This is a genomic window from bacterium (assembly GCA_004299235.1).
Lineage (GTDB): Bacteria > Chloroflexota > Dormibacteria > Dormibacterales > Dormibacteraceae > SCQL01.
Genome location: SCQL01000031.1, coordinates 312,865 through 338,029 on the forward strand (window position 1 = coordinate 312,865; position 25,165 = coordinate 338,029).

At 68.2% G+C, this 25,165-nt stretch carries 26 protein-coding genes; 18 read left to right on the top strand and 8 right to left on the bottom strand.

Annotated features, from left to right (window positions below; translation table 11 throughout):
- Position 1: 1 nt before the first annotated feature.
- The 13 genes from sufD to EPN29_11965 all read left to right on the top strand — a co-directional run bounded on the left by sufD (position 2) and on the right by EPN29_11965 (position 13,629).
- A complete protein-coding gene (sufD, locus tag EPN29_11905; GenBank protein TAN31900.1) occupies positions 2 to 1,270 on the top strand; it encodes a Fe-S cluster assembly protein SufD in 1,269 nt (422 codons plus the stop codon).
- Positions 1,263 to 1,577, top strand: coding sequence for a non-heme iron oxygenase ferredoxin subunit (locus EPN29_11910; protein ID TAN31901.1), 315 nt, complete (start codon positions 1,263 to 1,265; stop codon positions 1,575 to 1,577). The genes sufD and EPN29_11910 overlap by 8 nt, the downstream gene beginning before the upstream one ends.
- A 35-nt stretch (positions 1,578 to 1,612) precedes the next feature.
- Positions 1,613 to 2,830 (top strand): SufS family cysteine desulfurase, encoded by a 1,218-nt coding sequence (gene sufS / locus EPN29_11915; protein TAN32010.1) that lies wholly within the window; start codon positions 1,613 to 1,615, stop codon positions 2,828 to 2,830.
- A gap of 55 nt (positions 2,831 to 2,885) precedes the next feature.
- On the top strand, positions 2,886 to 3,287 hold the full coding sequence (locus EPN29_11920) for an SUF system NifU family Fe-S cluster assembly protein (protein ID TAN31902.1): 402 nt from the start codon (positions 2,886 to 2,888) through the stop codon (positions 3,285 to 3,287).
- A 3-nt stretch (positions 3,288 to 3,290) separates the two neighbouring features.
- Positions 3,291 to 3,620: a rhodanese-like domain-containing protein gene (locus tag EPN29_11925; GenBank protein ID TAN31903.1), complete on the top strand. Its 330-nt coding sequence runs from the start codon at positions 3,291 to 3,293 to the stop codon at positions 3,618 to 3,620.
- Entirely contained in the window at positions 3,617 to 3,958 is a 342-nt protein-coding gene (locus EPN29_11930) for a DUF59 domain-containing protein (protein TAN31904.1), read from the top strand. Before EPN29_11925 ends, EPN29_11930 begins: the two co-directional genes overlap by 4 nt.
- A 109-nt stretch (positions 3,959 to 4,067) precedes the next feature.
- Complete coding sequence (locus EPN29_11935) at positions 4,068 to 5,228, top strand: citrate/2-methylcitrate synthase (GenBank protein ID TAN31905.1); 1,161 nt, start codon at positions 4,068 to 4,070, stop codon at positions 5,226 to 5,228.
- A complete protein-coding gene (locus tag EPN29_11940; protein TAN31906.1) occupies positions 5,225 to 6,343 on the top strand; it encodes a citrate/2-methylcitrate synthase in 1,119 nt (372 codons plus the stop codon). Before EPN29_11935 ends, EPN29_11940 begins: the two co-directional genes overlap by 4 nt.
- A 13-nt stretch (positions 6,344 to 6,356) precedes the next feature.
- A complete protein-coding gene (locus EPN29_11945; protein TAN31907.1) occupies positions 6,357 to 7,502 on the top strand; it encodes a DUF2029 domain-containing protein in 1,146 nt (381 codons plus the stop codon).
- A gap of 4 nt (positions 7,503 to 7,506) precedes the next feature.
- The gene (locus EPN29_11950) at positions 7,507 to 8,832 is read left to right on the top strand and encodes a hypothetical protein (protein ID TAN31908.1); all 1,326 of its coding nucleotides are present in this window, start codon (positions 7,507 to 7,509) and stop codon (positions 8,830 to 8,832) included.
- A 34-nt stretch (positions 8,833 to 8,866) separates the two neighbouring features.
- Positions 8,867 to 10,243 (top strand): dihydrolipoyl dehydrogenase, encoded by a 1,377-nt coding sequence (gene lpdA, locus EPN29_11955; protein TAN31909.1) that lies wholly within the window; start codon positions 8,867 to 8,869, stop codon positions 10,241 to 10,243.
- 80 nt (positions 10,244 to 10,323) lie between these two features.
- Entirely contained in the window at positions 10,324 to 12,375 is a 2,052-nt protein-coding gene (locus EPN29_11960) for a tungsten formylmethanofuran dehydrogenase (protein ID TAN31910.1), read from the top strand.
- Positions 12,376 to 13,629, top strand: a complete 1,254-nt coding sequence (locus EPN29_11965; GenBank protein TAN31911.1) for a 2-oxo acid dehydrogenase subunit E2 — start codon at positions 12,376 to 12,378, stop codon at positions 13,627 to 13,629.
- Here the strand turns inward: EPN29_11965 and EPN29_11970 are convergent.
- Complete coding sequence (locus EPN29_11970; GenBank protein ID TAN31912.1) at positions 13,626 to 14,822, bottom strand: glycosyltransferase family 2 protein; 1,197 nt, start codon at positions 14,820 to 14,822, stop codon at positions 13,626 to 13,628. The genes EPN29_11965 and EPN29_11970 overlap by 4 nt on opposite strands.
- A gap of 250 nt (positions 14,823 to 15,072) precedes the next feature.
- On the opposite strand from EPN29_11970, the gene EPN29_11975 reads away from it, so the two are divergent.
- On the top strand, positions 15,073 to 15,495 hold the full coding sequence (locus tag EPN29_11975; GenBank protein ID TAN31913.1) for a heme-binding protein: 423 nt from the start codon (positions 15,073 to 15,075) through the stop codon (positions 15,493 to 15,495).
- Here the strand turns inward: EPN29_11975 and thpR are convergent.
- Entirely contained in the window at positions 15,487 to 16,272 is a 786-nt protein-coding gene (gene thpR / locus EPN29_11980; GenBank protein ID TAN31914.1) for an RNA 2',3'-cyclic phosphodiesterase, read from the bottom strand. The genes EPN29_11975 and thpR overlap by 9 nt on opposite strands.
- Entirely contained in the window at positions 16,029 to 16,931 is a 903-nt protein-coding gene (locus EPN29_11985; protein TAN31915.1) for an NAD-dependent epimerase/dehydratase family protein, read from the bottom strand. Before EPN29_11985 ends, thpR begins: the two co-directional genes overlap by 244 nt.
- Before the next feature lie 41 nt (positions 16,932 to 16,972).
- Here EPN29_11985 and EPN29_11990 point away from each other — a divergent pair, with 41 nt between their 5' ends.
- On the top strand, positions 16,973 to 17,200 hold the full coding sequence (locus tag EPN29_11990; protein ID TAN31916.1) for a hypothetical protein: 228 nt from the start codon (positions 16,973 to 16,975) through the stop codon (positions 17,198 to 17,200).
- A 76-nt stretch (positions 17,201 to 17,276) separates the two neighbouring features.
- Here the strand turns inward: EPN29_11990 and EPN29_11995 are convergent, their stop codons facing one another.
- Genes EPN29_11995 through EPN29_12015 form a run of 5 tightly spaced genes read right to left on the bottom strand, consistent with a single transcriptional unit; the run spans position 17,277 to position 23,190 of the window.
- Entirely contained in the window at positions 17,277 to 18,515 is a 1,239-nt protein-coding gene (locus EPN29_11995) for an FAD-binding oxidoreductase (protein ID TAN31917.1), read from the bottom strand.
- Positions 18,406 to 19,383: an arginase family protein gene (locus EPN29_12000; protein ID TAN31918.1), complete on the bottom strand. Its 978-nt coding sequence runs from the start codon at positions 19,381 to 19,383 to the stop codon at positions 18,406 to 18,408. Before EPN29_12000 ends, EPN29_11995 begins: the two co-directional genes overlap by 110 nt.
- Positions 19,320 to 20,666: an MFS transporter gene (locus tag EPN29_12005; GenBank protein TAN31919.1), complete on the bottom strand. Its 1,347-nt coding sequence runs from the start codon at positions 20,664 to 20,666 to the stop codon at positions 19,320 to 19,322. Before EPN29_12005 ends, EPN29_12000 begins: the two co-directional genes overlap by 64 nt.
- 8 nt (positions 20,667 to 20,674) lie before the next feature.
- On the bottom strand, positions 20,675 to 21,871 hold the full coding sequence (locus EPN29_12010; GenBank protein TAN31920.1) for a butyryl-CoA dehydrogenase: 1,197 nt from the start codon (positions 21,869 to 21,871) through the stop codon (positions 20,675 to 20,677).
- The gene (locus EPN29_12015) at positions 21,871 to 23,190 is read right to left on the bottom strand and encodes a hypothetical protein (GenBank protein ID TAN31921.1); all 1,320 of its coding nucleotides are present in this window, start codon (positions 23,188 to 23,190) and stop codon (positions 21,871 to 21,873) included. Before EPN29_12015 ends, EPN29_12010 begins: the two co-directional genes overlap by 1 nt.
- A gap of 180 nt (positions 23,191 to 23,370) precedes the next feature.
- Here EPN29_12015 and EPN29_12020 point away from each other — a divergent pair, with 180 nt between their 5' ends.
- From EPN29_12020 to EPN29_12030, 3 genes are all read left to right on the top strand, one after another.
- Positions 23,371 to 24,135 (top strand): ParA family protein, encoded by a 765-nt coding sequence (locus EPN29_12020; protein ID TAN31922.1) that lies wholly within the window; start codon positions 23,371 to 23,373, stop codon positions 24,133 to 24,135.
- Entirely contained in the window at positions 24,135 to 24,431 is a 297-nt protein-coding gene (locus EPN29_12025) for a hypothetical protein (protein ID TAN31923.1), read from the top strand. Before EPN29_12020 ends, EPN29_12025 begins: the two co-directional genes overlap by 1 nt.
- Positions 24,432 to 24,567: 136 nt before the next feature.
- Positions 24,568 to 25,155 (top strand): MBL fold metallo-hydrolase, encoded by a 588-nt coding sequence (locus EPN29_12030; protein TAN31924.1) that lies wholly within the window; start codon positions 24,568 to 24,570, stop codon positions 25,153 to 25,155.
- Positions 25,156 to 25,165: the final 10 nt, after the last annotated feature.

Consider the following 25,165-nt stretch of genomic DNA (forward strand, 5'->3'; position numbering starts at 1 on the left):
CATGCCCTTCAATGCCAAAACCGTGGAGGAGATCGCCTCCATCCACGAGGAACCCGACTGGCTGCGCGACCGTCGTCGCACCGCGCTCGAGACGTTCGAGCGCCTTCCCGCCCCGAGCAGGACCGACGAGGAGTGGCGCCGCACCGACATCAGCCACCTGGACCCCTCCGCGTTCTCGCAGTTCGAACACCGGAACGGAGCCGCCCCGGCGGAACCGCTGCGTGATGTGGCCGGGTCGCTGACGCAGCGCGGCTCGCAGCACGAGGCGGTGCGCCTCGACCCCGGGCTCGCCAGCGCGGGCGTGATCTTCGAGCCGCTCAGCGTCGCGGCCAAGAGGCACCCCGAGCTGATCGAACCGCTTCTGTTCACGCTGACACGGGCGGACCGTGACCGCTTTGCGGCGCTCCACGCCGCCTTCTTCAGTGGCGGCGCCTTCCTCTATGTGCCGGACGGCCTTGTCATCGACCGTCCGATCGTCGGCCAGTTCTTCTCCTCCGAAGGCGGCACGGCGATCCTGCCGCACAGTCTCGTCGTCGCGGGGCGAGGCGCGCGATTCAACTACCTCGACGAATACCTCTCGCCCGCGGACGAGGCGGCCGGCTACAAGAGCGGCTCCGCCGAGCTTTTCCTGGGCGAGGGCTCGCAGGTCGGCTACGTCGCCCTCCAGAAGTGGGGACGCAACGCGTGGCACCTGGCCGACCAGAGCGCGAGGCTGGCGAAGGATGCGTCGCTGCGCCTGTTCAACGTCACGCTGGGCGCACGCTTCTCCAAGACTCGCGTCGAGGCCTCGCTCCAAGGCACGGGCGCCGACGCGGAGCTCAAGGCGATCTACTTCGCCTCCGGCGACCAGTTCTTCGACTTCCACACGCTGCAGGACCACCAGGTGGGCAACACCAGGTCGGACCTTCTGTTCAAGGGCGCGCTGCAGGACAACGCGCGCACCGTGTACGCGGGCCTGATCCGCATCGAGAAGGGCGCCGCGCGATCTGACTCTTACCAGGCGAATCGCAACCTCGTGCTTTCCGACCACGCCAAGGCGACGTCGATCCCCATGCTCGAGATCGACAACAACGACGTGCGCTGCACGCATGGCGCCACGGTCGGGCCCGTCGACCCGCAGCATCTTTTCTACCTGCGTTCGCGCGGCATCCCGGAGGCGACCGCCAAGCGGATGATCGTGCAGGGATTCTTCGGCGATGTGCTCGACCGCATCCCCTTCGAGCACGCTCGCACGCTCATCGAGACCGAGCTGGAGGCGCGCCTTGGCTAGGTTTCGGGTGGCTTCGGTCGACGAGGTCCCCGAGGAGGCCACCAAAAGAGTTGACGCCGGCCGCACGCCGATCTGCCTGGCGCACGCGGAGGACGGCAACTTCTACGCCCTCGACGACATCTGCACGCACGAGGAGTTCTCGCTCAGCGACGGCGAGCTGTGGGGGATGGACGTGGAGTGCCCGCAGCACGGTTCGCGCTTCAACCTGGCCACCGGCAAGGTGACCGGGCTCCCGGCCGTGATCCCGGCGAGGACCTTCCCGGTGACGGTCGAGAACGGCGATGTTTTCGTCGAGGTACCGGACTGACGATGGCCACCGCCAGGCGCGCGCAGGCCGACCAGGTGAAGCCTTCGCGGCTCGACGTCGCGGCGATCAGGAAGGATTTCCCGATCTTCGAGAGCGGGATCGCGTACCTGGACTCGGCGAACACCTCGCAGCGGCCGCGCCAGGTGACCGGCGCGATGATGGATTACTTCGAGCACTTCAACTCGAACATCCACCGCTCGGCCTACGCCATCGCCGAGGAGGCGACCGCGCGCTACGAGGCCACGCGCCAAAAGGTCCGTGACTTCATCAACGCCGCCTCGACCAAGGAGATCATCTACACGCGGGGCACCACCGAGGCCATCAATCTCGTCGCCTACTCATGGGGCCGCAAGCACATCGGCGCAGGCGACCTGATCGTGCTGACCATCCTCGACCACCACTCCAACATCGTGCCGTGGCAGATCCTCGCCGCGGACAAGGGCGCGCACATCGAGTACGTCGACGTCGACGAGCGGGGCGAGCTGCGGCTCGAGGCGTTTCACAAGCTGCTCGAGCGGGCACCGAAGCTGGTCGCGTTCGGACAGGTCAGCAACGCCCTCGGCACCATCAACCCGGCCCAGGAGATGGTGGCGGCGGCGAAGGCGGCCGGCGCAACCGTGCTCGTGGACGGAGCCCAGGGCGCGCCCCACCAGGGCGTCGACGTCCGGGCGCTGGGTTGCGACTTCTATGCCTTCAGCGGCCACAAGCTGCTGGGGCCGACGGGCGCCGGCATCCTCTACGGCCGCCGGGAGCTGCTCGAATCGATGGACCCCTTCATGTCGGGCGGAGACATGATCAAAGCCGTGCGCATCGAGGGCACCACGTACCACGAGCTGCCCTGGAAGTTCGAAGCCGGGACGCAGGCCATCGCCGAGGTCATCGGCCTGGGGGCGGCCATCGACTACATCAGCGGCCTGGGGATGGAAGCGGTCCGGGCGCACGAGCGCGAGATCACCGAGTACGCCTACGAGGCGCTCAGCGACATCGAAGGCCTCACGCTCTACGGCCCGCCGCCCTCGCGCCGCGCGGGCGTCATCTCGTTCACGCTGGCCGGCGTCCATCCGCATGACCTCGCGACCATCGCCGACCGCGACCAGGTCTGCTTGCGAGCCGGCCATCACTGCGCGATGCCGCTGATGACCCGTCTGGGCCTCGCGGCGACCGCCCGCGCCTCGTTTTACGTGTACACGCAGAAGGCTGAGGTCGACCGGCTGGTAGGTGCCATCAAAGAGGCGCAGAGAATATTCGCGTGAGACTTGACCCAGCCTTCAGCCCCCCACCCCAACTCCTCCCTGGAGGGGAGAGCGCATGAGTACGGCGGCTGACGACCAGTTTTACCGCGAGTACATCCTCGACCACTACAAGAACCCTCGGAACTTCGGACGCCTCGAGCATCCCGACATCAGCCACGAAGAGGACAACCCGCTTTGCGGAGACGTGATCGGCATGGACTTCCAGGTCCATGACGGCGTGATCGAGGACGTCCGCTTCCACGGCCGGGGCTGCGCCATCTCGCAGGCGTCGGCGTCCCTGCTCACCGAGCGGCTGAAGGGCCTTTCCCTCGATGAGGCGAAGAAGATCGGCAAAGCGGACGTGCTCGAGGAGCTGGGGATTCAGATCTCGCCCGCGCGCATCAAGTGCGCGCTCCTGTCGCTGAAGGTATTGAAGGTTGGTGCCTACGGGCTGGCGGACGATGAAAATGAGGAGTGACCGATGAGCAACCAGGTGACGCCGTTTCGCGACTTGAAGCTGGACGACATTCGCAAGCTGATCGATGACGGCTATGAGGTCGTCGACGTACGCGAGGATTGGGAATGGAAGAAGGGCCATCTCCCCGGGGCGCGCCACGTCGTGCTGAGCTCGATCCTGGCCAACCCCACCGGGCAGAAGTTCCGCGACCAGACGATCTTCGTCTGCGCCGTCGGGGAGCGATCCGCCGTCGCGGCCGAAATGGCGGTGGCGCTGGGGGTGAACGACGTCGTCAGCTTCCGCGGCGGCACCAACGCTTGGCGCGAGGCGGGCCTGCCGCTGGAGACGCCATGAGCGACTTTTCTCCGACCACCGCGGTGGCGCCGGATTCGACGGTCAACCCCGAGGACGTGATCGAGGTCCTGCGCCAGTGCTTCGACCCCGAGATCCCGGTCAACATCGTCGACCTGGGCCTGATCTACGACATCGCGATCAAGCCCGCTCGGGTCGACATCAAGATGACGCTGACCGCGCTCGGGTGCCCGATGGCGGCCGAGGTCGTGGCGGACGTGCGCGATCACCTGCTCACGCTCCCCGGCGTCGATGACGCCGGCGTCGACATCGTTTACGAGCCGATGTGGACGCCGGAGCGCATGAGCGAAGAGGCGCGCTGGGAGTTGGGGCTGGTCTAGCCGCCCGCCGCCGGCCTCACGGTGCCGTCGGAGACGGTCCACCGCCGAGGTTGCGCAAGCCGCGGTTTCTCGGCTGATCATCGACTGAACTCCAACCGTCGCGCAGCGCTTGGAAACGGTCGTTCATCAGGTCTACGTAAACTTACGTGTCGTGGCGGAATTCAGCCCAGGGCTGGAAGGTGTGGTTGCCGCCGAAACGGCGATCAGTGAAGTCGACGGAGCCAACGGCAGGCTTATCTATCGCGGCGGGTACCTGATAGAGGATCTCGCCCCTGTCGCCGGCTACGAGGAGGTCGCGTACCTGCTGTGGCACGGCGACCTGCCGAGCAGAAGCGAGCTCGAGGCCCTGTGCCGGCAGATGGCGTCGGCCCGGCGGCTCAACGATGGCGCGCGCGGTGCGCTGATGGCGATGGACCCGGCGACCAACCCCATGGACACGCTGAGGACGATCGTCTCGGCCCAGGGTGCGGCCAAGACCCTGACCAAGCCAACGCTGGACGAGGCCGTCGCTTTGACCGCGGCCTTCCCCACGATCGTCGCGGCTGCATACCGCCGCCGCCAGAGCAAGGACGTCATCGAGCCGCGCGACGACCTCCCGCACGCGGCGAACCTCCTGTGGATGATGGAGGGCGAAGAGCCCGCCGCGGACCGGGTGCGCTGGATCGAGTCCTACCTGGTCCTTCTCGCCGACCACGGGCTGAACGCATCGACCTTCGCCGCCCGCGTGGTCGCGTCCACGGGCAGTGACCTGACCTCCAGCGTTGTGGGCGCGATCGGCGCCCTGAAAGGGCCGGCCCACGGCGGCGCCACGTTTGCCGCCCGCACCATGCTCGACAAGATCGGGTCGGCCGAGAATGCCGCCAGGTGGCTCGAGGAAGCCCACGCCCATCACGAGCGGTTCGCGGGCTTCGGCCACCGCGTGTACCGAACCTACGATCCCCGCGCCACGATCCTTCGCGAGCTGGCCAAGACCGCGGCGCCGGACCTGTATCGGACCGCGGCGCGCACGGAGGAGCTGGCTCTCCAGATCCTCCACGAGGCGCACCCCGAGCGGCCCAATGCGACCAACGTCGACTTCTGGGCATCGGTGGTGCTGACCGGCGCGGGCATCCCCAAGGAGATGTTCACCTGCCTCTTCGCCACCTCACGCGTCACCGGTTGGACGGCGCACGTGCTGGAATCGCTTGCCGACCTGCGCATCATCCGGCCCGCCTCAAGGTGGGTTGGGCCTGAAGCCGGCCGGAAGCCGCCGGCGATCGCCCAGCGATGACCGGCGCGTACGTCCCAGGCCTCGAGGGGATCGTCGCCGCCCAGACCGCCATCTCCATGGTCGACGGCGTCAACGGCCGGCTCGTCTATCGCGGTTACGTCATCGCCGACCTCGCCGAGGACATGGCTTTTGGGGAGGTCGCCCATCTGCTGTGGTACGGCCGCCTGCCGACCCGGGCGGAACTGGACGCGCTCACGCTGGAGTTGGCCGCCTCGCGAACGCTGACCCCGGCGTCGACGGCGACCCTGAACGCGCTGCCCGCGGACACCGATCCGATGGACGTGCTGCGCTGCGTCGTCTCGGTGCAGGGCATCGAGCACAAGCTCGAAAAGCCGACGATTCCGCTGGCGATTCACGCGACCGCTTCGTTCCCGACCATCCTGGCCGCCTTCCACCGCCGCCAGCAGGGCCTGGAACCAATCAAGCCGCGGGCCGACCTGGGCCATGCCGCCAACTACCTCTACATGCTGCACGGCAAGGAGTCGAGCCCTGAGCTCGTGCGCGCCCTCAACACCTACCTGGTGCTGCTCGCCGACCACGGCATGAACGCGTCGACCTTCACGGCTCGCGTCATCGCCTCCACCGACTCCGACATCGCGTCCTGCCTCGTCGGCGCGATCGGCGCGCTCAAGGGCCCGGCCCACGGCGGAGCGCCGTCGGCGGTGATGGACCAGCTCGAGCAGATCGGGACGGCGGACAACGCCGAGCACTGGATGCGCGAAGCACGCAAGCGAAAGATCCGTTTCATGGGTTTCGGCCACCGCGTCTACCGCACGTACGACCCGCGCGCGAAGATCCTCAAGGCGATGTGCGCTCGACTGAACCCCAAGTTCTACGAGCTGGCCTCCAAAGTCGAGGAGACCGCCCTGGCCATCCTGCACGAGGAGCACCCCGAGCGTCCTCAAGCGACCAACGTCGAGTTCTACTCGGCCGGCGTGCTGCAGGCCATCGGACTGCCCAAGGAGTACTTCCCCCCCACCTTTGCCGTGTCGCGCGTGGCGGGCTGGACCGCACACGTCCTCGAGCAGAGCGCCCACAACCGCTTGATCCGGCCCCAGTCGGAGTACATCGGACCCGAACCCCGAAAACCGGTACCGCTCGCCGAGCGGGGGTAGTCGCCTCTCAACCGTGGGGCGGCTCGCGCTCGACGCCCGCGCACGCCGCAACCTGGGCGCCGCCGCCCTCGCGTGGTTCGGAGTGCTCGCCGGCGCGATCACCGCATGGTTCGTCTTTCAGCCCATCCGGCATGACGCCCTAGACAGCGACCTCACCCTCGTCCTGGTCGGCATCCGCATCGGCCTCGACCACGGCTGGACGCACATCTACTCGCTCGACCTACAGCGCCAGGCGTTCGAGCAACTCCGGCCGGGCGCCCTGTTCGGCAGCGGCGAGCGTTTCCTGTCTCCCCCGCCGCTCGTCTGGCTCGCCCTCCCGCTCAGCCTCCTCGGCGGCGCCGCGGCCTTCTACGTGTGGACGGCGGCCTCGCTGGCCGCCCTCGCCGCCGCCTGGTGGCTCGCGGCGCCAGGCGCCGGACCGCGGCGCTGGCTCTGGCTGATCGGCGCGCTGGCATGGTACCCGCTGCAGTACGGCCTCAGCCTGGGCCAGCCCGTGCTGCTCGTCCTGCTGGTCGCGATCGCAAGCTGGAAGCTGGCTGAAGCCGGCCGCCCCCTGCTCGCGGGCCTGGTGCTGGGCCTCGCCACGATCAAGCCCCAGCTGACCCTCGTCCTGCCAGCCGTGCTGCTGGCGGCCGGCCACTGGAGGCTCGCCGCCGCCTGGGCGCTGACCGCGGGCGTGCTCGCGGCGGCCTCGCTGATCGCCGTCGGCGGGCAGGGAGCGGCCGATTATCGAAGCCTGCTCGGCGACGCCCAGCTGGTCGCGAACAATCGCTACTTCACCCTGGCGTACTTCGTCGGGCCGGGCGCGCTCAGCTACGCGGCGCAGGCCGCGGTGATCCTGGCCGGCCTCGCCGGCGCGTACATGAACCGCGGCGCCGGCCTGGCGCGCCTGTTCGCCCTGGGCCTGGTCGCCAGCGCATCGAGCGCGACGTACTGGCACCTCCAGGATTACACGATGCTAGTAGCCGCGGCCTGGCTCTTCTGGCGCGGCGACCCGCCGCGCTGGCAGCGCTGGTGGCTGCTGGTCGTGGTCGTGGGCGGCGAGCTGGCCTGGCCCCTGCGCCCGCTGCCGGTCCTCATCGGCCTGGCAGTCTGGTTGGCATGCCTGGCGGTGCCGCGGCGCCCCCAGGCCCGGACTCGCGCGCTGGCGCCGGCCTGACCGGATGACCGCATCCGAAGTCCGGGTTCCGCACGCCCGGCTTCTGGTCGTCGCCGGTGCGCTGGCGGCCGGCGCGGCGATCCTGTGGCTCGCGCGAGGTTTCACCTTCTACTTCGACGAGTGGGACTTCATCCTCCACGCGCCGGACTGGCAGTGGGTCAGCTACCTGCAGCCACACAACGAGCATCCGGCGATGCTCCATCGCGCCGTCTACTCCGCCCTCTTGGCGACGGTTGGGCTTCGCAGCTACCTGCCCTACATGGCCGTGCTGGTCGCCCTTCACGGCACCAGCGCGGTCCTGCTGTTCGAGCTCGTGCGCCGGCGGTCGGGCGACCTTGCCGGCATCGCCTGCGCCGCCGTGCTCCTGGTCCTCGGCGCCGGCTGGGAAGACCTGCTCTGGGCCTTTCAGATGGCGTGGGTGGGCTCCGTCGCCTGTGGCCTCGGGGCGCTGCTGGCGCTGAACGGCTCGCGCCACGAGCCGCGCATGCTCCCCGCCACCGTCCTCGTGGGCGCATCGCTGATGTTTTCCGGCATCGGTCTGTTCTTCGCCGTGGCCGCGGTCGTTCAGCTCGCCGCGAACCCGAGCCGCCGCCGCCGCCTGCTCTGCTTCCTGCCGCTGGGATTCGCGGTCGGCCTCTGGTATGTCGCGTTGGGACGAAGCGGAGCGCTGCCCAATCCACCACCGACGGCAGGCAATGTCGTCCTGGCCCCCCTGTACACGCTCTGGGGCCTTGGCGCGAGTGCGGCGGGCCTGGTCGGAGAGGGCGGGTCCTGGGGCCCGGCAGTGCTGGTCGCGGCCGCCGGAACGGTGGGTTGGACCTGGTGGCGGCACGGCACGGATCCGTACGCGTGGAGCGTCCTGGCGGCCCTGGTGGCGCTGTACCTCGTCACCAGCCTGAGCCGGGCTCAGCTCGGATACCAGCAGTCAGCCGCCGGCCGCTACGTCTACGTCGGCGCGGTGTTCTGGCTGATCCTGCTGGCCGATGCCGCGGGTCATTTGCCCTGGCGCGGCACCTGGCGTCCCGCCCTCGTCGCGTGCCTGTTCCTCGCCGGTTTCAACAGCGGCGTCCTTCTGTTCGCGTACTCAGCGGCCAAGACGGAGCAGATGCAGCGCGAGGTTGCCGACCTGCAGGCCCTGTCCGCCGAGCGCACCGACCCGTGCCTCAACCCGTCCGGCGCCGTCGACCTGCTGGTGATGCCTCAGGTCACCAACCCCTCGCTTTACTACCGCGCGATCGATCGCTATGGCGACCCGAGCGCCTCGCTTCCGATCTCGGATCAGGCCGACTTCGAGCGGGCGCGAAAGAACCTCCACAAGCTCGGATGCTGAAGTCGATTCGCGGCGGCTTCTAGACTTATTCGAAGTGCCCGCTGCTGATTTCGACGTGCTGATCCTCGGAGGAGGGATGGGTGGATACCCCGCCGCGATCCGAGCCTCCCAGCTTGGCTTGAAGGTCGCACTGGTCGAAGCGAACAAGCTCGGAGGCACCTGCCTGCACGTTGGGTGCATCCCGACCAAGGCCCTGCTCGAGTCATCGGAGCTCTATCACCGCGTTGCGGCGCGAGGCCAGGAGTTTGGGATCGAAGCCGAAAAGGTGCGGTTCGACTATGCCCGCATCGCCACCCGGCGTGACGCGATCGTCAGCCAGCTGCACAAGGGCGTCCAGTACCTGATGAAGAAGAACAAGATCGAGGTGGTCGAAGGTCGCGGCCGCGTGCGCGACCGCAACACGATCGAGGTCGGAGGCAAGCAGCTCAAGGCCAGGAGCCTCATCGTCGCGACCGGGTCGGACGTCAAGTCCCTGCCCGGGATCGAATTCGACGGCGACTGCATCATCTCGTCCGACCACGCGACGCTCGCGGCCAGGGTGCCCGAGTCCATCTGCATCATCGGGGCGGGCGCGGTCGGGGTCGAGTTCGCGACGCTGTACAACCAGCTGGGGGTGAAGGTCACGCTGCTGGAGGCCCTCGACCGCCTGGTGCCGCTCGAGGACGAGGAGATCTCCAAGGAGATGCTGGCGGCGTTCAAGAAGGCGGGCATCGACTGCCGTCTCGGCGTCAAGGTCAAGGGCGCCAAGAAGGCGCGCGACGGCGTCAGCGTCGACACCGACCAGGGAGAGGTGTGGGCGCGTCAGCTCCTGGTGGCTGTCGGCCGGGCGCCGAGGTCGAAGGAGATCGGCCTCGAGCAGGCCGGCGTGACGACCCACCCCAACGGGTTCATCAAAGTCGACGAGTGGATGCGCACTTCGGCGGAGGGGATCCACGCCATCGGCGACGTCGTCGGCGGCTACCTCCTCGCCCACGCGGCGGCGCATGAGGGGATGACGGCGGTCGAAGACATCGCCGGCCGGCGGGTCGCCCCGATGGAGCAGGAGCTCGTCACCCGCTGCACCTACTCGCACCCCCAGATCGCGTCGGTGGGCTTGACCGAAAAGCAGGCAACCCAGAAAGGGCACGAGGTGAAGATCGGCCGCTTCCCGTTCTCGGCGCTCGGCCGGGCGATCATCCACGGCGAGACGGCCGGCTTCGTCAAGCTGGTCGCCGACTCCAAGACCGGCCAGATGCTCGGCGCGCACATCGTCGGGCCCAGCGCGACGGAGCTCATCGCCGAGCCGGCCCTGACTCAGCTGTTTCAGGGCGACGCCTGGGAGCTCGGCCGCAACATCCACCCCCACCCGACCCTGAGCGAGGCCGTGATGGAGGCAGCGCTGGCCGTGGACGGCCACGCCATCCACATCTAGTGTCCCGGCCCGAGAGTTCGACCGAAACGCCAGGGGCGCCCCTGCGCAGCGCCCACGCGGGACATCAGGTGGCCCAGGCGGTGAAGACGAAGGGCTCGACGTTCAAGCCTGAGTGGCGCTTCCAGGAGCCGGTGGCATGGCGTGACACGGACCTCGACGAGAAGACCCTCAAGGAATGGTTCAACTACATCCTGCTGGGCCGGCAGGTCGACTACCGCTTCCAGGTTCTGAACCGCCAGGGACGGGCGCCGTTCATCATCTCGTGCGCGGGTCATGAGGCGGCGCAGATCGGTGTCGGCTGGCCGCTGAAGCCCAAGTACGACTGGATCTCTCCTTACTACCGCGACGTCGTGCTCAACATGCGCATGGGCATGACAGCGCTCGACCTGATGCTGTCGGTGCTGGCCAAAGCCTCCGACCCGGCGTCCGGCGGTAAGCAGACACCCGGGCACTTCTCCGACACCCGGCTCAACATCATCTCCGGCGGTTCGCCGGTGGCGACGCAGATGGTGCATGCGGCCGGTGCCGCCTACGCGCTCAAGATGGACGGCACCGACAAGGTCGTCATGACCTGCTACGGCGAGGGCTCCGGCTCCGAGGGCGACACCCACGAGGCCTTCAACTTCGCCGCCGTCTACAAGCTGCCTGAGATCTTCGTCTGCCAGAACAACGGCTTCGCGATCTCGACCCCGTTCCGCAAGGAGTACGCGCTCGACCACGTGGCGCAGCGCGCCGCCGGCTACGGATTTCCCGGTGTCACGGTTGACGGCCGCGACCCGGTCACGTGCTACGTCGTCGCCTCGGAAGCCGTCGCCCGGGCCCGCGCCGGCCACGGCCCGACGCTCATCGAATGCCTGGTCGACCGCCTGGGCGCGCACTCGTCGGAGGACGATCAGCGGCGCTACCGCACGCAGGAGGAGATCGACCAGCTCGCGCAGAACGACTGCCTGGAGCAGTTCAAGAAGCGGCTGCTCGAAGAGGGCGTGCTGACCGCCAAGGAGATCGGCGAGTACGAAGAGCGGGTCAAGGAAGAGGTCGCCAAGGCGACCCGCGACGGCATGCAGTCGCCGGACCCGGCCCCCGAGGACGCTCTGACGCACGTCTACGGGCTCGACGTGCCCGAGGCGATCGAACCCGCGGCCGGAATCGAGACCGAGGACATGAACATGGTCGCGGCTCTGCGCTCGGCGCTGACCGAGGAGATGGAGCGCGACGACCGTGTCATGGTCCTCGGCGAGGACGTCGGCCAGAAGGGCGGCGTGTTCCTGGTCACCGACGGTCTGCGGAAGCGCTTCGGCGAGGCACGCGTCATCGACACGCCGCTGGCCGAGTCATCGATCGCGGGTGTCGCGCTCGGCCTGGCCATCGCCGGCAAGAGGCCGGTGGCCGAGATGCAGTTCACCGACTTCACGCACATGGCGTTCAACCAGATCACCAACGAGATCGCCAAGTTTCGATATCGCAGCAACGGCGATTGGAGCGTGCCGATGGTCGTGCGGGCGCCGATGGGCGGCCACGCGCATGGCGCGCTCTACCACTCCCAGTCGATCGAGGCGCGCTTTGCCACCCCCGGGCTGAAGATCGTGATCCCGTCCAGCCCTTACGAGGCCAAGGGCCTGCTGCTGGCGGCGATGCGCGACCCCGATCCCGTCCTCTTCTTCGAGCACAAGCGGCTCTACCGCATGTTCAAAGAGGCGGTGCCGAAGGGCGAGTACCTCATCCCGCTGCAGGTCGCCCGTACCGTGCGAGAGGGAAGCGACATCTCGGTCTTCTGCTATGGACTGATGGTCCACTACGCGCTCGAGGCGGCCAAGAACCTCGAGGCCGACGGCGTCAGCGTCGAGATCGTCGACCTGCGGACGGTCTATCCGCTGGACAAGGACGCGATCATCGCCTCCGCACGCAAGACAGGCAAGTGCCTGGTCCTGTACGAGGACAACTTCAGCGTCTCGATCGGGTCTGAGATCGCGGCGCTCATCGCGGATCAGGCCTGGGGCTGGCTCGATGCCCCAGTCAAGCGGTTCGGCGGCCTTGACGTGCCGTCCATGCCCTACGCCGCGCCCATGGAGGAGTTCTTCATGCCGAACCCGGAGAAGATCACCCAGGCGCTGAGAGAGCTGGCGGCGTTCTAGATGGCCACCCAAAGAGTCGTCATGCCCCAGCTCGGCGAGTCAGTCCACGAGGGGACCATCTCCAAGTGGCTCGTCAAGCCAGGGGAAAGGGTGGTCGAGTTCGAGCCGATGCTCGAGGTCGACACCGACAAGGTCAACGCCGAGGTGCCCGCACCGGTGACCGGCATCCTGCGCGAGATCCTGGCCCAAGAGGGCGAGACGGTCCAGGCCGGGGCCGAGATCGCGGTGGTGGAGGTCGGAGCCGACGGTGAGGCCGCCCAGGCGCCCGCGCCCGCCCAGGTGACGGCCGCCGCCCCCAAGCCACCGGCGCCGCCGCCGCCGCCCGCCGTCGCGGCGCCGGCCGCGCCCGCATCACCACCGGCGGAGCTCGAGACCGGCGAGCACCGCTACTCGCCGGCGGTGCTGCTGCTGGCCTCGGAGCTGAAGATCGAGCTCTCCAGGGTGACCGGGACCGGCATCGGCGGGCGTGTGACCAAGAAGGACGTGCGGGAGTTTTCGGCCGCGGCCAAAGCCGCCCCCGCGGCTCCCGCCCCCGCGCCCAGGTTCGCGCCGGGCGAGGGCGACCAGGTGGTGCAGCTCACCCGCGTCCGCCGGCTGATCGCCGAGAACATGACCCGTTCCAAGACCACCATCCCCCACGCCTGGCAGACCCAGGAGGCTGACATGTCGGGCGTGGTCGCGAACCGGGCCGCCAACAAATCGGCGTTCCAGAAGCAGGAAGGGTTCTCGCTGACCTACCTGCCGTACGTGATGGCGGCCGCGGTCTCAGCCCTCCGCGAGCATCCGGACGTGAACGCGACCTTCAACGAGACGGAGCTCATCGTCCATCGCGACATCAACCTTGGCGTCTCGGTCGGCCTGGAGGGCACGCTGGTCGTCCCGGTCGTCCGCCGCGCCGACGGCCTGTCGATCGCCGGCCTGGCCCGCGCGGTCAACGACCTTGCCACCCGTGCCCGCAACAAGCAGCTGAAGGCGGACGACCTCACCGGCGGGACGTTCACGGTGAACAACTCCGGGACCTTCGGGACCCTGTTCAGCTACTCGGTGATCAACCCGGGCCAGGCGGGGATCCTGACGATGGAGGCGATCGTCGAGCGTCCGGTCGCGGTCAACGGGATGATCGGCATCAAGCCGATGATGTACCTCTGCTTCTCCTTCGACCATCGCGTGCTCGACGGCCTGATGGCGGCGCGCTTCTTGACCTCCTGCCGCAAGTGGCTGGAGGCGGTGACGGCGGAGTCGCCGGTCTATTAGTCGCGATCGATCGAGAGAATACTGATCAGGAAGCTGGCGAAGACGGTTTGAGTCCCCAGCGCCAGTAGGACCAGAGCGGGGATCACCTCTCGCATCGTCAGCGACGGGTTGAGGCTGCCGAAGCCGACCGCGCCCCAGCTCGCGACCGCCACGACGAGCGCGACCAGGCCGACGATCGCCATCAGCGCGCCGGCGCCGAGCCCGACCTCGAGCGTCACGTAGCGAGACACGCTCTGCAGCGGCGGGTAGGGCGGGTGGAAGCCGGCCCGGATGGCAAAGATCTTGGTGAAGACGGCGAAGAGCACCAGCTGATAGCCGAGCAGGGCGAAAAAGCCGGCCACGAGCAACGTGTGGATGTCGAGCCGCACACTGCCGACTCGCAGCGGACCCGCGACCAGGAGCGCTGACAGGCCGATACCGATGGCGAAGAGCGCAAGGCCCGGATAGAGGAACAGCCACCGCGGGCTGAACAGAAGCATGAAGCGCAGATGCCGCCAGCCATCGCGCCAGGTGCGCAGATGCGGCGGGCGCGAGCGGCCGTCGGGCCGCAGCGTCACCGGCACCTCGGCGATCCGCATGCCCTTCAGCGAAGCTTTGATCACCATCTCGCTGGCGAACTCCATCCCGGTCGCCCGCAGCCGCATCTTCTCGTAAGCGTCCAGGCGAAATCCCCGGAGACCGCAGTGCGTGTCGCCGACCGGCGCGTGGAAGAACAGCCGGCTGATCAGGGTGAGCACCGGATTGCCGACCCAGCGATGCGACCAGGGCATGGCGCCCGGCTCGATACCGCCCAGGAAGCGATTGCCGACCACCAGGTCAAACCCTTCGCGCAGCTTGTCGATCAGCGGCCCGATGGCCGTGAAGTCGTAGCTGTCGTCGGCGTCGCCCATGATGACCAACCGGCCTCGAGCAGCGTCGATGCCGCCGATCAGCGCGCTGCCATAGCCCTTCCCGGCGACGTCGACCACGCGAACCCCAAGCTCCCTCGCGACGACCTGCGATCCATCGGTGCTGCCGTTGTCGGCGACGATGATCTCCGCCGCGAGCCCGTCTTTCTCGATCGCCCGCTGCGCCTTGTGGATGCAGGCGGCAAGCGTCTCGGCCTCGTTGAGGCAGGGCATGACGATCGAAACCTCGACCGCCGTCGTGGTCGCGGCCTGATGGCGCCTGGGTGAACGCTGTGCGACCGTCATCGCGCTCAGCCTAACGCCGGGCGGCGCGATCAGCTTGCGGGGCGGCTGAAAAAGCAATGACCCCGACGGATCGCCTCTTGAGAGCGGGTACCGGCCTTGCGGCCTGTTCCTGCCCCCTTGAACGTGTCCCTCGGGGCCGTGGTCAACACTAAGGTCGGCCACGGCGATGCGCAAGCCCGAAAGTCAGTTCGCCGCCAACCCGTAATTCGTAGCCGGTTCCAGCGAGGCGGCGACGCCGTCACCGCGGTCCATGCGAGACTTAGCCCAAGCCATGCCTCTGAGTTTCGACGACGCGCAAGAGGCCATCGAAAGAGCGCATGCGAAGGCGGCCGCCCTCGGCGTCAAGGTGACGGCGGTGGTCGTTGACGAAGGCGGGTTTCTCGTCGCCCTGGGCCGGATGGACGGCGCGGTGCCGCTGTCACCGCAGATCGCGGAGGCGAAGGCTGTCGGCGCGGCGATGTTCCAGCGCGATGGCGGCTGGCTGGCGCAGACCGCTCAGGACCGCCCGGGATTTTTCCACGCGGTCGACCGCCTGGTCCGAACGCCTTTGATCCCAGGACCGGGATCCGTGACGATCCAGCGCGAGGGCAAGGTCGTGGGGGCGATCGGAGTCAGCGGTGCCCGTCCCGAGCAAGACCTGGAATGCGCCGAAGCGGGAGCCCTCTCAACCTAGCCGCAGCAGGCGCAGCGGCTCGTAGACCGCCCCGGATCGGCTCAGGTGGCTCGCGTACAGGATCAGCTCCTCCGCGCGCCAGGGCTCGAGCTCAGGCGCCGCCGCCACGGCGGGCAGCACCGCGCCGTCCCGACGCCGGGCGCGAGCCAGTGTCAGGTGCGGTTGAAACGGTCGCTGTTCGGGAGCCAGCCCCGCCCTGGAGCACTCGTCCTCGACCTGCGCCGCCAGCGTCTGCGCCGCGGCCGCGCCGGCGCGCAGCCCAAGCCAGACCACCCGCGTCAACCGACCCCGCTTGAACGTGCCGAGCTCGCCAAGCTCGACCTCGAAACCAGCCAGCGCGGTCTGCCCGAGCCGGTCGGCGATGCCGTCCACCAATGCGCGATCGGCACCGCCGATGAAGCGCACGGTCAGGTGCAGGTTGGCCGCCGGCGTCCATCGAAAATCGGGCGCCGCCGCCGAGCACGTGGCGAGGTAGCGGTCCAGGGCCTCGCGCTGTGCGTCGGGCAACCGCAGCCCGAAGAACGCGCGAACCCTCAGCGAGCCCGCTTCTTCCAGTGCGCCGGCACCCAAGAGCTGGGCGCGGTGGGCCGCCAGCCGAAATGCGCGGTGACCGAGTCGAGACCGTCGGCGACGTTGTCCAGCTGGATGGTGTTGATCTCGTCCGGTGTCGCGATCGGATCGGTGAGCAGCGTTTCCATGACGATGGCGCCAGGCAGCAGCAGCGCGGTCGGCAGCTTGAGCTTGGGCTTCTTGATCTCCCGCGCCTGGATGAACCAGTCCAGCATGGCCTCGTAAGTGACGACCTCAGGCCCGCCGAGCTCGATGATCTTGCCCAGCAGCTCCGGCCGGGAGACCGCCTCGACGACGCAGCGCGCGGCGTCCTCACGCAGGATCGGTTGAAAGCGCGCCTGACCCGTGCCGGGGATGATCAGGACCGGTCCGAAGCCGGCCGCGCGCTCGAAGACGCTGAGCACTCCGCCCTCTTCGGCCAGGACGAAGGAGAAGCGGAGGATCGTGCCCGCGACGCCGGTCTTGGCCAGTTCCTGCTCGCCCATCCAGCGCGAGGTGAGGTAGCGGTAGTGCGGGTCGAGCCGGGCACCGATCGCGCTGACGAAGACGACCGACCTCACCCCCGCCGCTTTCGCCGCCTCGCCCAGGATGCGGGGGCCGTCGACATTCACCGCGAGGTAGGACTGCGGGCGGTTCCGGCGCACGGCGACGAGGCTGATGATGTGCTCCATGCCCTGGGCGGCCTCCATGACCGCGGAGGGGTTCAGGGCGTCGCCGACGACCACCTGGGCGCCCCGCACCTTGAACGCGGCCGCCTTCAGCGGGTCGCGGACCAGCACCCGGAGCTGGTGGCCGCCGTCGATCAGCTTGTGCCCGACGCCACGTCCGAAAAAGCCGGTCGAGCCGAGCAGGAGAATGCTGGCCATAGGGTCAGAATGCTAGCTGAGGCCATACTGAGAGCCCATTGATGGTTGGACAAGCCGCCGGCGGCTTCGGCCTCGGGCTGCTCGCCGTGCTGCTGGGCGTGGCCGGAATCGCCGCCGCCCTTCGCACCCGCCGCCGGAGAGCCCAGATCGCCGCCACGTATGCGTCCACCGGCGGCCTGGTCTACACGGTGGTCCAGATCGGCTGCTCCGGGGTGCTGCTCCTGGGCGGCGTCGGCCTGATGATCCTGGCGCTGGCCTTCAAGCGGTAGTCCGGCCGGTTGGCGGCTGACTTCCCGATCCCCCGGCGCCGGGGGACTCCGGCCGCCATGGGGAAGCGCTTGCGATCTAGATGACGTTCTTCTCTTTGACCAAGGAGCCCTTGGCGAAGCGCGTGAAGGCGAACGGCGCGATGTCGATCTCGGATCGATGGTCGAGCAGCAGTTGGGTGAGCAGCAGCGCCGCCGCCGGCGCCTGCATGAAACCGTGGCCGCTGAACCCCGCCGCGCACCAGAACCCCTCCAGCTCCGGCACCGGCCCCAGGATCGCCTGGTGGTCGGGCGTCGTCTCGTAGAGGCCCGCCCACGCGGTCTTGACTCCCGCTCCAGCGAGAGCCGGCGCCCGGCGCGCGGCCTGCTCGAACATCTTCTCGAGGAAATCCCAGTTGACGTCCGTGACAAACCCCGGCGGCTCCTCCCGATCGCTCATGCCGATCAGGACGCCATCGCCTTCGGGATGGAAGTAAAGCGAGGTCCGGAAGTCGACCGTCATCGGCATCGTGCGCGGTACGGCGGGGAAGGCGCCCGTGACCGCGATGTGCCGGCGGAAGGGCAGCACTGGGATCTCGAGGCCGGCCATGCGGCCGATCGAGGCCGACCAGGCGCCGGCGCAGTTGACGACGAGCCGGGTCGCGATGTCGCCCTTGGACGTACGCACTCCCTGGACGCGGCCTGAGGCGACATCGACGCCGATGACCTCCACGCCCTCTTTCAGCCGGGCGCCGTGGCGCCTCGCGGCAACGGCGTAACCCGATGTGACGTCGGCCGGGCTCGCGATTCCGTCACTCGGGCAGAACGTGCAGCCGAGTACATCGTCGACGTTCAGCACGGGCACCATTCGCGCCGCCTCGGCGGCGTCGACCCAACGCGCCTCGTTGAGGCCGACGCGATGCCACATGTCCATGTTGTGGCGGAAGTCCTCGACCTGCTGCGGCAGCGTGAGCACGAACAGATAGCCGATCTGGCGAAAGTCGGCCGGGTGGCCGGTCTCCTGCTCGAACGCCTGCAGCATCCGCACCGACATGCGCTGCAGCCGGACGTTGGCCTCCATCGAGAACTGCTGCCGCACCCCGCCCGCGCATTTGCCGGTGGACTGCGAACCAAGGGTTTCGCGCTCGAGCACGATCACGTCCAGGCGCCGCTTGGCCAGCTGATAGGCCAGCGCGCAGCCCATGATGCCGCCGCCGGCGATGACTACGTCAGCGCTTTCCATGGGCAGGCTGTGCGCGCTGGGCGCGCCCGGCGGCGCGGGACATCCCCCAGGCCTCGAAGATGAGCTTGAGCGCAGCGAACGTGGTGATGTCCCCATTGTCGAACGGGGGCGACACCTCGACGACGTCCAAGCCGACCAGGCTCGAGCGGTCCGTGACCGCCCTGAGCAGGTCGAGCGCCTGCCTGGTCGTCAGTCCGCCTGAAGATGGGATCTCGGTCCCGGGGGCGAACGCAGGGTCCAGCACGTCGATGTCGAGCGAGATGTGCAGGGTGGTCCCGGCGAGGCGGTCGGCGATGCGCTGCACCGATCGCGCCCAATCGCCCGCCAGCTCAGTTGCATGGACCAGCAGCATGCCGTGCGCGGCGATGAATTCGAGCTCCTCGGCGTCGTAGTCCCGGCCGCCGGCGATCACCACGCGGGCCGGATCCAGCCCGGAAACGTCGAGGGCCCGACGCAGAGCGCAACCGCAGGTCCAACGGCCCCCGCGCGAGAAATCGCACAGGTCGGGATGCGCATCGACCCACAGCACCGAGAGGTCCGGGTGGCGCTTCACCTGCGCCGCGAGGGTGGCGATGGCGGTGCAGTGGTCCCCGCCAAGCACGGTGAGCAGCGCGGCCGTCGGGATCTGAGCCAGGGCCGCCGCCACTCGCGCCCACCCGGCCTCGATGTCGGCTCCCGCGTCCAGATCCCCCAGGTCGTGGACGTGGAGTCCGGTCAGCAGGCGACCGTCCTCGGTCACCGGCGGCATCGCCGCCGACAGGCTGCGCATCCGGCCAGGCGCAAGCGCCGCGCCTTTGCGGTAAACCGCGGATCCGTCGTACGCGATGCCGGTGATGACGACGTCCGCGGATTCCGGCGAGCCTCCGGCCAGACCGCCCCACGGCTGCAATCCATCGAGGTTCACTGCTTTCTCCTTTCGGGCACTTTGAGGATCAACAACGCACCGATCAGCAACCAGGCGCAGAAAACCGAAAAGATGACGGGGTAGCCGCCCGGCAGGCCCAGCAGGTGTGGACCGGCGTTGAACGGGTCGAGGAGGAATCCTCCCACAAAGCGGGCGATGACCCCGGATCCCGCGGTCGCGATGTTGCTGAAGCCCATGAACAGCCCTGCCTCACCGGACGGAATCACGTCCTGGATGAAAGCCCAATCGACGGCGAAGAACAAGCCGTAACCGACCCCGATCAGGATTCCCACCAGCGAGGCCTGGGCGGCGAGGTCGGGGACGTTCAGGGCGTCCGCCAGCGGCTCCACCGCCTGGACGGGCAAGAGCTCGAAGTGGCTGAAGACCAGCATCAGGACGCCGGCGGCGCCGAGGAGGCCGCCGACCAGGATGAAGGGGCGCCGGCCCAAGCGGTCTGAGGCCCGCGCGGCGGGCAGGGAGACGAGAAAGGCGCACGCGATCACGAGGCCCTGGAGCGTGTAGCTGGCGGTGATGGTGGCGTGGCGATTGCCCTGAAAGAAGACGTTGCTGAAATAGAAGAAGACGAAGCTCTGGACCCCGACCAGCCCCATGAGGATGAGCAGCCGCGACGCCATCAGCCACAGGAAGCTCGGCAGGCGCAGCGGGCGCGCGAACGTCGTGAAGAGCGCGTGCCTGATGCCGCCGAACTGGGCCTCGCTGGGTGGCACGCGGTCGGGGATCAGCAGCACGGTGGGCAGCATGGTGACGAGGAGCAGGCCGCAGATGCTGAGGATCGCCACCGTGCGTCCGGCCTGGGCCAGGATGAAGCCGGCGCCGACCGTGCCGCAAAGCAGGCCGGCGACGTTGGCGACGCCGTAGTAGCCCGAGGCCGTCCCGCGCTGGGGCTCGGACACGACATCGGGCATCAACCCCTGGTATGGGCCCTGGCTGGTGTTGGAGGCGGTCTGCAGGAGGAAGTAGAAGATGACGACGATCCAGTAGCTGCCTGAAAGCGCGAGCCCGATGAGAAAGACGACGTCGCCCGCCGTGCCGACGGCGATGAACGGGCGGCGGCGCCCGAAGCGGCTGCGGGTCCGGTCGGAGACCGCTCCCACGACCGGCTGCCAGATCACCGCCATGAGCGACCCGATGCCCTCCAGGAAGCCCAATGCGACGCCCTCGTGCTCCCTGCCCGCCAGCTGCAGGACGAGGTCGGGGATGATCAGACCGCCGAGACTCGTCCACAGGTAGCCGATCGCGATCCAGTAAACGGATAGGAGGGCGAGGTCGAGATGCCCGAGCCGGCGCCCGAACGGCCGGGCGGCTGCGGTCAGCGTGGCCATCCGGCCGATCAGGCTGAGTAGGGCGGCAGGGACTTCTTGACCGGGCGGTCCTGGCGGTAACCGAGCGCGTACTCACCCTGGAGGATGGTGTGCACCTCGCGCGTGCCTTCATAGATGATCGGAGCGCGCGCATTGCGCAGAAAGCGCTCGACCGGGTACTCGGCGGAGTATCCGTACGCGCCGTGCACCTCGATCGCGTCGTGAGCGGCGTTGAAAGCGGCGTCGGTCGCGTACTGCTTGGCCATCGAAACGTCGCGGGTGTGGCGCACTCCGGTGTTCTTCATCCACGCGACCTTGAAGTACAGGAGCCGGCAGATCTCGTAGTCGCGGGCCATGCGGGCGATCATCTGCTGCACCAGCTGGTAGCGACCGATCTCCTGGCCGAAGGTCTTGCGCTCGCGCGCGTACTTCACCGACGCATCGAGGCAGGCGCGAACCGTGCCGGTCGCCCCGGCGGCCACCGTGAAGCGGCCGTTGTCGAGGCAGCTCATGGCGATCTTGAAGCCATCGCCCTCGTCGCCGATCCGGTTCGCCTCGGGCACCTCGACGTCGGTCATGAAGATCGAGCCGACGTCTCCCGCTCGGATGCCGAGACGGTCCTCGATCGGCTCGGTGCGCAGCGATTGACCGCATGCGGCGCGCTCGAGCATGAAGGCGGACACGCCTCGAGAACCTCCCTTGGGGTCGGTCTTCGCGAAGATGAGCAGGAAGTCGGCGGTGTCGGCGTCGGAGACCCACACCTTCTGCCCGTTGAGGACGTAGGCGTCGCCCGCCCGCCGCGCGGTCGCCTGCATCGACGCCACGTCGGAGCCGGCGTTGGGCTCGGTCAGGCCGTAGCAGGCAAGCTTCTCGCCGGAGGCCATCGGCACCAGCCACCGCTGCTTCTGCGCCTCGGTCGCCCAGGTGTAAAGCCCCATCCCGACCAGCCCGACATGGACTGAGAGCACCGTCCGGTAGACGGTGTCGACGTACTCGAGCTCCTCACAGACCAGTCCCAGCGACAAATAGTCAAGCCCATGGCCGCCGTAGCGCTCGGGGAAGCAGACACCGGGCAGGCCGATCGAGGCGAGCTTGGCGAAGATCTCGGGATCGTGCCGGCCCGCGCGGTCGTTGGCCTGGATGCTGGGAGCGAATTCCCGGGCACAGAAATCGCGGACCGTGGCGACGAGCTGCTCCTGTTCCTCGGTCAGCGCCAGGTCGAGCATTACGTGTGCGGGGTGGGTGTCGGGGTCACCTTCGGAGTGGGCGACGGCGAAGGCAGCGGTTTCAGGTCGCCCGGCCCGACATGACCGATGAAGGGGAGATGGTGGCCGATACGCAAGATGATCGGCACCACGCGCGAGCTGTGCAGCTGAGGCTGGAGGAAGTCGGTGTAGATCTGCTGCAGCTGGTGGATACCGGCCACCGAGTCGAGATGGGCTCCCGAGGCCTTGGCCCCCGCGGCCTTGAGGGTCGCCAGGTCCTGCTTGGAGACCATCGCCGAGGTGATCGGGTTCGAGAGGATCTCCGACTCGAGCTGGTTGACCTGCGTCAGAGTGAGGCTCGCGCTCTTCAACGCCGGCTCAAAGGCGTTGTCGAGGGTGACCAGGGCGGAGACGGCCAGGTAGACCACCACCCCGGTCACGACGACGTGGACGAACACGCCGAGGAGCCCGTCGATGCCGCGAATCGCCTCCATGCGGTGGAAGGCGCCGCCGATCCCGCCACCGATCGCACCCATGACCACGGCCAGGATGAGGGCGACGAAGACGCTCAGGACGGCATTGAGGTGCAGGAGCTTGGCCGCCTCGGCCGTGTACTGGTCGTGGAAGCGGAACACGGCGAGGAGGGTGCCGAAGAAGAAGATCTCGGCCAGCAGGGGCTGGATCACACCCTTCTGGTAGCCGACGAAAAGGGCCACCACCAGGACGAGCACGACGATGATGTCGATGATCAATCCGGTTACGCCGCCGTCGGGTTCGTCACCCGGCGCCGAGCCTCCACCACGAGATAGCCCGTGAACATCGCGACGATGCCCAGGGCTTCGCTCAACGGTTGCGCGACGTAGACGCCCCTGGTCTGGGCGTAGCTGTGGCCGCCGGCGACGATGAATGCGCCCGCCGCCAGGATGCCCAGCCCGACCACCCGGTTTCGAGGGGCTCCGCCCCGAGCCGCCTTCCACGCCGACCACGCGGCGCCGCCGATGAGCAGCAGCGACCCCCCGAGGTTGGTGACCAGCGGCAGCACGGCTGGGACGTCGATCGCCCCGCGCGCCGGCACCGGTGCCCTCAGCAGGGCGCTGTCGGTGTGTGCGGCGATCACCAGGACCAACCCGACGATCGAGATCAGGGCCATCACCCCGATGGCGTACCGGCCCGGGCGGGCCGATGTCAGAAGGAGCAGTGAACCGAGGCCGAGCCAGCCCACGTTGAGCACGCCGCCGAACAGGTAGTAGCCCTTGTAGGTGGCGTCGGACCACCCGGCCGCTTGGCCGGCGGTTTCGAAGAGGGCCGCGGCGGCGAACATGGCGAGGGCGAGCGCCCAGATCGCCTGGTAGGGTTTGCGGCGGTTCAGATACTGGCGGCCGACAGCGGCGGCGAAGGCGCCGCCGACCGCCGCAGCGATCAGGGGGATCACGAACACCGCGGCCATTCTAGACTCGCGGGCTGCAGCCCCGGGTTGGGGACGGCCGAAAAGCCCATCTTCCGTTAGACTCCAACCACTCTTGTCCCGAACGATCGCCGTCGCCATGCAAAAGGGGGGTGTGGGCAAGACCACCACCGCCGTCAATCTCGGCGCCGCCCTGGCGGAGTTGGGCCAGAGGGTGCTTCTCATCGACCTCGACGCTCAGGGCCACCTCACCCTGTACATGAAGCCGCCCGGCGATATCGAGAAGACCGTGTACCACCTGCTGGTCGACCCCGACACGACGGTGACCGACGTCGTGCAGGAGGCCCCCCAGATGGGCGTCCACTACGTGCCGGCGGACATCGAGCTGGCCGGGGCCGAAAACCAGCTGATCAACGAGATCGGCCGCGAGAGCATCCTGCGGGACAAGCTCGAGCCGGCGCAGAGGCGGTACGACTTCATCATCATCGACTGCCCGCCGTCGCTGGATCTCATCGTCATCAACGCCATGGTCGCCGCCGACGAGGTCCTGGTGCCGCTGCAGGCTGAGTTCCTTGCCCTGAGGGGCATGCAGGAGCTCCTGGTCACGATGGAACGCGTCAAGCGGCGTCTCAACCCGCGCCTCGAGCTCATCGGCATCCTGCCGACCCTCTACAAGCACCGCGCCCTCCACTCCCAGGAGGTGCTGGCGGCGGTGAGGCAGAAATACGGAGACAAGGTGTACGAGTTCGGCGTGACAGATTCCATCCGGTTCGCCGAGACTCCGCTCGCGGGACAATCGATCCTGAAGTACGCCCGCGACTCGGACGGAGCGAAGGCGTACCGTGCGCTGGCGGCCAGGGTGTTGGAGAATCACAGGTGATGCCGACTTTCAAACGCGTGTCGCTTGCCGGCTCCGAGGAGCTCTTCCGGCCGACCCGGCCACAGGTCGTCACCGACACCGACGATGTGATCCGGGACGCGGTCGACCGGCACGCGAAGCCGGTGAAAGAAGTCGTCTATCGAACCCTGAACTTCACCCCCGACGAGATCGAGCTTCTGGTGGAGGCGATCCAGACGGCCAAGTATCCCGACCGGGCGCGCTCCAAGCCGGCGCTGGACAAATTCGACTCGCTCGACGCCCTGCGCATCAAGGTGCAGGGCGAGGCCCACGACTAGGCCCTCCGCCCAGCGCTCAGTACTTCTTGCGAGCACGTCGCCTGACGTAGCCATAGATCCAGAAAAGGCACACCAGCAAGAGTGCGGCGGCGAACCCGACTGCAGCGGCGTGCTCCATTGAGGTAAATACTGATCGATGCCGAAACTGGCCATCGTCAAGGTCAAGCTCGAACGCGAGGTCAACGCCTACATCGTCTCCTGCTCGGCGACGAAGGAGGCGGTCGTGGTCGACCCCGGCCTGCCGGCGGACAAGATCGCCGACCAGCTCACGGGCCTGACGGTGCGGTACATCCTGGCCACCCACTGCCATCCCGGTCACGTCGCGGGCAAGGACGCGGTCAAGGAGCTCGCGGGCGGCCTGACAGCGATTCATTCGGCTGACGCCAAGCAGTTCCTGCGCTCGGCGGACCGCTACCTGGTCGACGGCGACGAGCTCGAATTCGGAGAGTTCAAGCTCGCGGTCATGCACACGCCCGGCCACACGCCCGGCAGCCTGTGCTTCGTGGTCGCCAACCACGCCTTCGTCGGCGACACGATACTGGCCGGGGGCATCGGCCGGCAGAGGCCTGAGACCGACCTCCGCCGCCAGATGATGAGCATCGGCACCAAGCTGTTCCGGCTGCCGCTGGCCACCGCCGTTTATCCAGGCCACGGACCGGCGACGAGCCTGGAACGCGAGCTGGCCCAGAACCCGATCTTCCGAGGCGCCGGGGCCCAGGCCTGATCTTCCGGAC